Raw genomic sequence first — 6,681 nt, 5'->3', positions numbered from 1 at the left:
GGCCATCGAGGCCAAGGACTTCCCGCCGGGCCGGGACGCCGTGGAGGACCGGCTGCGCCGGCTCGTGCTGCGCGGCGGGATCGCCCTGGAGGGCTTCTGGCTGAGCTGGCTGGAGGAGGCCCTGGCGGAGGTCGAGGACGTCCAGGGCTCCCCCGGAGCCTGACGGGCCCGGGACCCGGACGGGCCGGGCCGGACCGCGCCCCCGCCCCGGCAGGGGGACGGGGGCGGCGCGGGGCCTACTTGTTCAGGGCGGCCCAGAACTCGTCGAAGCTCAGCTGCCCGTCGCCGTTGGCGTCCTTGGCGGCGACCACGGAGTCCGCGACGGCGGCGGTGACGAACGCGTCGCCCATCGCCTTCATGGCAGCGCTGTACTCGTCGGCCGTGATGAAGCCGTCACGGTTCACGTCGAACTTGTTGAACGTCGCCCGTGCGCTCTCGATGTCCGCCACTGGGTCCACCCCTTCTTGGTGCTTGTTGACCGGCTCAGGGTAGCGGCACGCGGGACGCCCCCGGTCCACGGGTCCCGTTCGGCCGGCAGATAGGAATTCACATTACTCTTCCGTAATGCGGAAGCGACAATTCCAGCCAACAAATAAGCCCCGCACTTGTCACGCTCCGGGATCACGGCATAACGTACCGGCATTGCCGCCACACCAGGAGCGCAGGGCTCCCAGGGACAAGCGGCAACAAGGGCGATCACACACAGGTGACGATCACAGCTGACGCATCATTCGAAGTTCTGCCCTTCACCCGCACCTGCCGCCATATCTGGGAAGACGGCGACCATGTGCTCATCGGAGTGAGTCCTGGCAACAGCTACTTCAGCTCCGAGCGCATATCCAGCCTCGCCCGATGGGCCACGACCCGCTTCGCGCAGGTCGACTTCGTCTACGCGGACCTCCACGTAGACCGGATGTTCGCCGCTTTCGGCTACACCCGGGAACACGCGGAGAAGCGCGCGGCGAAGGAGATCAAGGCGGTCCGCAGAAGGATTCTCAAAGGCGTCGAGGAATCAGGACCTCAGCATGCCGAGATCCGGGTGAGGGCACTCTCGGAGTTCCAGTCGAACCCCGTCTACCAACTCCTGCACCGGCGTGTCCTCCATTTCCTGGAGACCGACGACGTATTCCGCAAGGGCTGTGAGGAAATGGCCCTCCACTTTGTCGGCTCCAAGTTGCCGGAAGGTGAATCGATAACGGACGCGCAGTTGCGGGTCTGTTTCGATTACATGGCGGCGGAGCTGCCCTTCTTCATCGACACCCCGAGCATTCTCGACGTGCCGTCCTCGGTGGCGGCCTACCACGTCAAGATGCCGATGACCGACGTCCTCTTCGCCCGGGGCGGGGGCCTGCGCGCGACCCGCAACCAGGCCTACGCCGTCGTCCGCCCCGAGGCCGCCGCCGTACAAGGCACCGCACCCACCGAAAGGACCGTCGATGAGCGTCGAGCAGCTTGAGGGTACGGAGGACCGGGAGCGGGAGCCGCTCCTCGACTTCCCCCTCTCCCGGCGCGGTGACGTGCTCCCCGAGGAGTGCTCGTGGCTGCGCGAGAAGGCCCCCGTCGCCCGGGTCCGCACCCTCACCGGGGACCCGGCCTGGCTGGTCAGCAGCTACGCGCTGGCCAAGCAGGTACTGGAGGACGAGCGCTTCAGCCTCAAGGACACCGCGGGCGCCGGGGTGCCCCGCCAGTACGCGCTGACGATCCCGCCCGAGGTCGTCAACAACATGGGCAACATCAACAGCGCCGGACTGCGCAACGCGGTCATGAAGGCGCTCAACCCGCGCCAGCGGGGGCTCCAGGACCGGCTGCGCGCCGAGGCCGGTGAACTGATCGACGCCCTTGTCGCCGAGGGCGGTCCGGCGGACCTCCGGGCGGGGTTCGCCGACCCCTTCTCGGCGGCCCTGCACTGCCAGGTGCTCGGGGTGCCCTTCGAGGACTGGCGCCGCCTGATGTCGGGGCTGGACGTCGCGTTCATGACCGCCCGCGAGCCGTTCGCCGACTCGGCGCTCAACTGGTACAAGGACGTCGGCTACTTCGCCGACGCGCTGAAGGCGCAGCTGGCGCTGCCCGCCGAGGAGCGTACGGGGCTCCTCGGCCGGTTCGCCGAACTGAAGGAGGCCGACCCGGAGTCGGCCCACCTGACGGACGAGATGTTCGCGACCGTCGCCGTCTCGCTCTTCGGGGCGGGTGCGGTCTCCACGTCCGCGTTCCTGGTCCTCGCGGTGCTCGCCCTGCTCCAGAAGCCGGAGCTGATCGGGTACCTGCGCGCGCACCCGGAGCGCATGGGCAAGGCGGTGGACGAGCTGCTGCGCTGGAACCTGTCCGTGGGCGACGGCCTGCCGCGCATCGCGATGGCGGACATCCGGGTCGGGGACGTGCTCGTCAAGGAGGGCGAGCTGGTGCTGGTCCTGCTGGAGGGGGCCAACTTCGACCCGGAGGCCTTCGAGCGCCCGGACGAGCTGGACCTGGAGCGGGACGGCGCCAACGCCCACCTCGCCTTCGGTGCCGGCCGGCACTTCTGCCCGGCCTCCGCGCTGGGCCGGGCGCACGCCGAGATCGCCCTGGAGGTGCTCGTCGATCGGCTGCCCGCGCTGCGCCTGGCCGTACCCGCGGAGAACCTCGTCTGGCGTACGGGGTTCATCAAGCGGCTGCCCGAGCGGCTGCCGGTCGCCTGGCAGTAGCCGCCCGTCCGGATCCGGTGTCCCGGGAGCCGTGCGAGCTCCCGGGGCACTTCCGTGTCCGCGTCCGGTGGGGCCGGCTAGCGGAAGATGCCGGTGTGGCCGAGGGAGTAGCGGCCGGGCTGCGGGTACACGGCGAGGCCGTGCGGGCCGTCGCCGACGGGGATGCGGGCCAGTTCCTTGCCGCTGGCGGTGTCGATCGCGTAGACCTCGGAGTTGTAGCGGCCGGACAGCCACAGCACCTTGCCGTCGGCGGAGACCCCGCCCATGTCCGGGCTGCCGCCGTCGGGCAGCTCCCACTTCTTGGTGAGGCGGTTCTCCTTGAAGTCGAAGACGGAGATGGTGCCCTCGCCGCGGTTGGAGACGTACATCTCCTTGGAGTCGCGGCCCACGTAGAGGCCGTGGCAGCCCTTGCCCGTGGGCAGCAGCTTGGGGACGTCGAACTTGTCGCCACTGAGCACCCACATGCCGTGCGCCATCATGTCGGCGACGTAGAAGGTCTTTCCGTCCGGCGAGATCTTCACGTCCTGCGGCATGGCGCCCTCGAAGGGGAGTTTCTGCTGGCCGACGACCTCCATCTTCTCGGTGTCGACCTTGAGCAGCTCTCCGGAGAACTCGCAGCTCACGATGAAGTAGCGGCCGTCCGCCGAGAAGTCGGCGTGATTGACGCCGAAACAGGTCACCGGGACGGTCTTCACGCGGTTCATCGTGTGCGGATCGCGGAAGACGAGCTCGCGGTCCATGGAGGCCATCACGACGGCGTACTTGCCGTTGGGCGTGAAGTACAGGTTGTACGGGTCATGCACCTCGACGGGCTCTCCGGCCTCGCCGGTGGCCGGGTTGATCGGGGTGAGCGTGTGGCCGCGGTTGTTGTTGACCCACAGGGTCTTCATGTCCCAGGACGGCACCACGTGCTGGGGCTGGACGCCGACCGGAATGGTGTCGATGACCTTGTAGGTGGCCGGGTCGATGACGGACACCGTGTTGGAGTTGGTGTTCGGGACGTAGACGCGCGACGGGAAGTTCTTGACCACCGGGGACAGCTGGTTCGGCCGGTCCGCCGCGTACACGTCGTTCGGGTCGAGCACCGGGGGCATCCCGGCGAGGCCGGGCGGGACGGCCGGGACGGCCTTGACCGGGCGGGCCGGCCCCTTGGAACCGAGCGCCTCGGGCTCGCCCTTCCCGCCGGATCCGCAGCCCGCCAGGGCGGCGAGGACCAGTCCGGCGAGGAGCGCGGTGGCCTTCCGGGGAAGGCGGTTCGTGGTCATGAGGTCAGCAGCTCCGTGGTGGTCACCGCGCGCAGCTCGCGGCGCGCGAGTTCTTCGAGGAGGGGCGGCATCGCGTCGACCGTGTCCGCGTAGCCGAAGTGCAGGCTCACCACCGATCCGCCGTGGATCGTCCCGGTGACGGTGCGGAGCACGGTCGCGGCACCGGGCGAGGTGAAGTCGAGTGAGTCCACGTCGTACGAGAGGACGTGCGGGTACCCCGCCCGCTGGGCCAGCTTCTGGACGAGCGGGGAGGCGTACTGGGTCTGGGAGGGGCGGAACCAGGTGCCGATCGAGCCGGTGAGCCGCTTGAGCCGCTGGGCGCAGCCGGTGATCTCGGCGTAGGCCTCCGCCTCGGGCAGGTCGTTGATCGCGAGGTGGCGCTGGGTGTGGTTGCCGAGTTCGTGGCCGCCGTCCAGGACGCGGCGGGCCATGTCGGGGTGGGCGTCGAGCCAGGTGCCGATGGCCAGGACGGTGACCCGCGCGCCCGCCTTCTCGGCCTCGGCGAGGACGGAGCGGGCGATGGCGGGGTCCCCGTTGCCGTGGAAGGTGAGGGCGACCGCCGGGCGGTCGCGCGGGCCGTGCCCGATCTCCACGGGCTGGCCCGGGAAGCGGTGGGGTGCGGGGGCGGGCCGGGCCGGGGCGGGCTTGGCCGGGACCGGGCTGGCGGGGGCGGGGGGCCCGGCGGCGGTCCGGTCCGCCCCGCAGGCGGCGCTGAGGCCGGCCAGGGCGGCGGCGCCCGCGCGCAGGGCCGCGCGGCGGCCTGGTGGTGAGAACACCTGCCCATTTAAGTGGTGGTTGGGCGAGAAGATAACGATTGACCCAATTCGGGACCTACGCCGCCCGGGGGCCAGATGGCTGATCGTTCACCGTGTAGTCGACGATTCACGCGGAGCGTTGGATAGTTATTCATGGAATGAGAGGTGAGTGGCCCACCTCACCTAAGATTTAGCAGGAAACTCTTACTATATGCACACTTATGTCCGACTAGGGACTTTTGGCGTTTGGGCCCTCGTCTGCCATAGTCGGAATCACGGCTTCCCTTTGACCCGAGCGAAGTCTTCCGCCGAGGATCACACACCCCACCGATCCTCGGCGCACCCATGAAACCCCCGCGACGCCGACACGGCGACAGGGGGTTTCTGGCGTTCGGCGGCGCCTATCGGTCGGCGACCCGCATCTCGAACCAGGTGATCTTGCCGCGCGGCAGCAGGTCGGCACCCCAGCGGTCGGACAGCTTGTCGACGAGGAACAGCCCCCGGCCCGTGACGTCCAGCTCGTGCACCGGCATCAGACAGGGCAGCCCGCGCGAGGGATCACGCACCTCGACCCGGATCCAGCCTCGCCGGCGCACCATCCGTAAGCCGAACGAACGCGCCCCGGTATGGCGCACGGCGTTGCCGACGAGCTCCGAGACCAGCAGTACGGCGTGCTCGGCGATCTGCGGCGAGAGGCCCCAGAAGCGGATCACCACGCTCTGCGTGAGCCGGCGGGCCGTACTCGCGGACTCCGGCATGGACGGCAGCGTCACTTCCCCCTCGGCCGGGTTCCCGTACCGCTCCAGCGCCTCGAGGCCCTGTTCGTCCTCGAGCGCCGCCGTGAGCCGCACGGTCGCAGCGCTGCTGCGCTGCCGCGGCTGTTCCACACCCTCCAGGCCCGCCATGCACCCATCATGGACGGCCCGTGCGCCCGTCCGGGCCGTTCCACGGGAAAACACCCCCCGGGACCGCGGGTCCCGAGGGGGTGCTCCGGCATATGCGAAAGGCAACCGGGGGCGGGTGGGGCCGACCTGACCTGCGGTGACATTGCGCTGCGCGGCGATCACCGTGAGTGGATCATCAGGTCCGCTTAAGGCTCCCTTAAGGCCTGGCTAATCCACCCGCAGGGGGGTCCTCCACCGCGCCTAGAGGAACTTGGCCTTGCCGGGGCCCTCTTCGACGAAGCTGCGCATCCCGCGCTCGCGGTCCTCGGTGGCGAACAGGCCCGCGAACCAGTTGCGTTCGATGGTCAGGCCGGTGTCGATGTCCGCCTCCAGGCCCGCGTCGACGCACTCCTTCGCGGCCCGCAGCGCGAGGGCCGGGCCCTGCGCGAGCTTCGCGGCCCACGCGCGCGCCTGCTCGTACACCTCGGCGGCGGGCACGACCCGGTCCACCAGCCCGAGCGCGAGGGCCTCTTCGGCCTTGACCATCCGGCCGGTGAAGATGAGGTCCTTGGCCTTGGAGGGGCCGATCAGCCGGGACAGGCGCTGGGTGCCGCCCGCGCCCGGGATCAGGCCGAGCAGGATCTCGGGCTGGCCGAGCTTCGCGTTGTCGGCGGCGATCCGGTAGTCGGCGCAGAGGGCGAGCTCGCAGCCGCCGCCCAGCGCGTAGCCGGTGACGGCGGCGACCACGGGCTTGGGGATCCGGGCCACGGCCGTGAAGGCGTCCTGCAGGCCGCGGGACCGGGCGACCATCGCCGCGTGGTCCATGGTCTGCATCTCCTTGATGTCCGCGCCGGCCGCGAACACCTTCTCCCCGCCGTAGAGGATCACCGCGCGCACGTCGGCGCGGTCGGTGGCCTCGACCGCGAGCTCGCGCAGCCGGTCCTGGGTGGCGATGTCGAGGGCGTTCATGGGCGGGCGGTCCAGCAGGATCGTGCCGACGCCTTCGGAGACTTCGAGAGAGAGGGTCATACGGGGAAGGTTAGCGCCGGTTAACGCGAGGTGGCCCGGTGCTGTGGGTCACAGCACCGGGCCACCC

Annotated in this window: 7 protein-coding genes and 1 pseudogene; 3 read left to right on the top strand and 5 right to left on the bottom strand. The window is 69.9% G+C overall.

Annotation, left to right across the window (positions count from 1 at the left end; genetic code table 11):
• Window positions 1-163, top strand: a pseudogene (locus ACFV0Q_RS16655) (PadR family transcriptional regulator); the annotation flags it as partial.
• 73 nt (window positions 164-236) lie between these two features.
• Here ACFV0Q_RS16655 and ACFV0Q_RS16650 read toward each other — a convergent pair.
• Complete coding sequence (locus ACFV0Q_RS16650; RefSeq protein ID WP_385005854.1) at window positions 237-449, bottom strand: EF-hand domain-containing protein; 213 nt, start codon at window positions 447-449, stop codon at window positions 237-239.
• Between the two features lie 257 nt (window positions 450-706).
• Here ACFV0Q_RS16650 and ACFV0Q_RS16645 point away from each other — a divergent pair, with 257 nt between their 5' ends.
• Together ACFV0Q_RS16645 and ACFV0Q_RS16640 are read left to right on the top strand one after the other, a co-directional pair.
• Window positions 707-1,456, top strand: coding sequence for a tRNA-dependent cyclodipeptide synthase (locus ACFV0Q_RS16645; protein WP_385005852.1), 750 nt, complete (start codon window positions 707-709; stop codon window positions 1,454-1,456).
• Complete coding sequence (locus ACFV0Q_RS16640) at window positions 1,437-2,681, top strand: cytochrome P450 (protein ID WP_385005850.1); 1,245 nt, start codon at window positions 1,437-1,439, stop codon at window positions 2,679-2,681. Before ACFV0Q_RS16645 ends, ACFV0Q_RS16640 begins: the two co-directional genes overlap by 20 nt.
• 77 nt (window positions 2,682-2,758) lie before the next feature.
• Here ACFV0Q_RS16640 and ACFV0Q_RS16635 read toward each other — a convergent pair whose 3' ends face one another.
• From ACFV0Q_RS16635 to ACFV0Q_RS16620, 4 genes are all read right to left on the bottom strand, one after another.
• Entirely contained in the window at window positions 2,759-3,946 is a 1,188-nt protein-coding gene (locus tag ACFV0Q_RS16635) for a YncE family protein (protein WP_385005848.1), read from the bottom strand.
• Entirely contained in the window at window positions 3,943-4,722 is a 780-nt protein-coding gene (locus tag ACFV0Q_RS16630; protein WP_385005846.1) for a polysaccharide deacetylase family protein, read from the bottom strand. Before ACFV0Q_RS16630 ends, ACFV0Q_RS16635 begins: the two co-directional genes overlap by 4 nt.
• Window positions 4,723-5,102: 380 nt before the next feature.
• Complete coding sequence (locus ACFV0Q_RS16625) at window positions 5,103-5,711, bottom strand: ATP-binding protein (RefSeq protein ID WP_385005858.1); 609 nt, start codon at window positions 5,709-5,711, stop codon at window positions 5,103-5,105.
• 135 nt (window positions 5,712-5,846) lie between these two features.
• The gene (locus ACFV0Q_RS16620; protein WP_385005843.1) at window positions 5,847-6,614 is read right to left on the bottom strand and encodes an enoyl-CoA hydratase/isomerase family protein; all 768 of its coding nucleotides are present in this window, start codon (window positions 6,612-6,614) and stop codon (window positions 5,847-5,849) included.
• Window positions 6,615-6,681 lie beyond the last annotated feature (67 nt).

Source organism: Streptomyces sp. NPDC059564, assembly GCF_042735575.1.
In the GTDB taxonomy this organism is placed as follows: Bacteria; Actinomycetota; Actinomycetes; order Streptomycetales; family Streptomycetaceae; genus Streptomyces.
This window is presented reverse-complemented; position numbering and strand designations above follow the sequence as displayed.

Coding starts and splice junctions, on each gene's coding strand:
- ACFV0Q_RS16640 (WP_385005850.1), top strand. CDS start 1,437: ATGAGCGTCGAGCAGCTTGAGGGTACGGAGGACCGGGAGCGGGAGCCG.
- ACFV0Q_RS16635 (WP_385005848.1), bottom strand. CDS start 3,946: ATGACCACGAACCGCCTTCCCCGGAAGGCCACCGCGCTCCTCGCCGGA.
- ACFV0Q_RS16620 (WP_385005843.1), bottom strand. CDS start 6,614: ATGACCCTCTCTCTCGAAGTCTCCGAAGGCGTCGGCACGATCCTGCTG.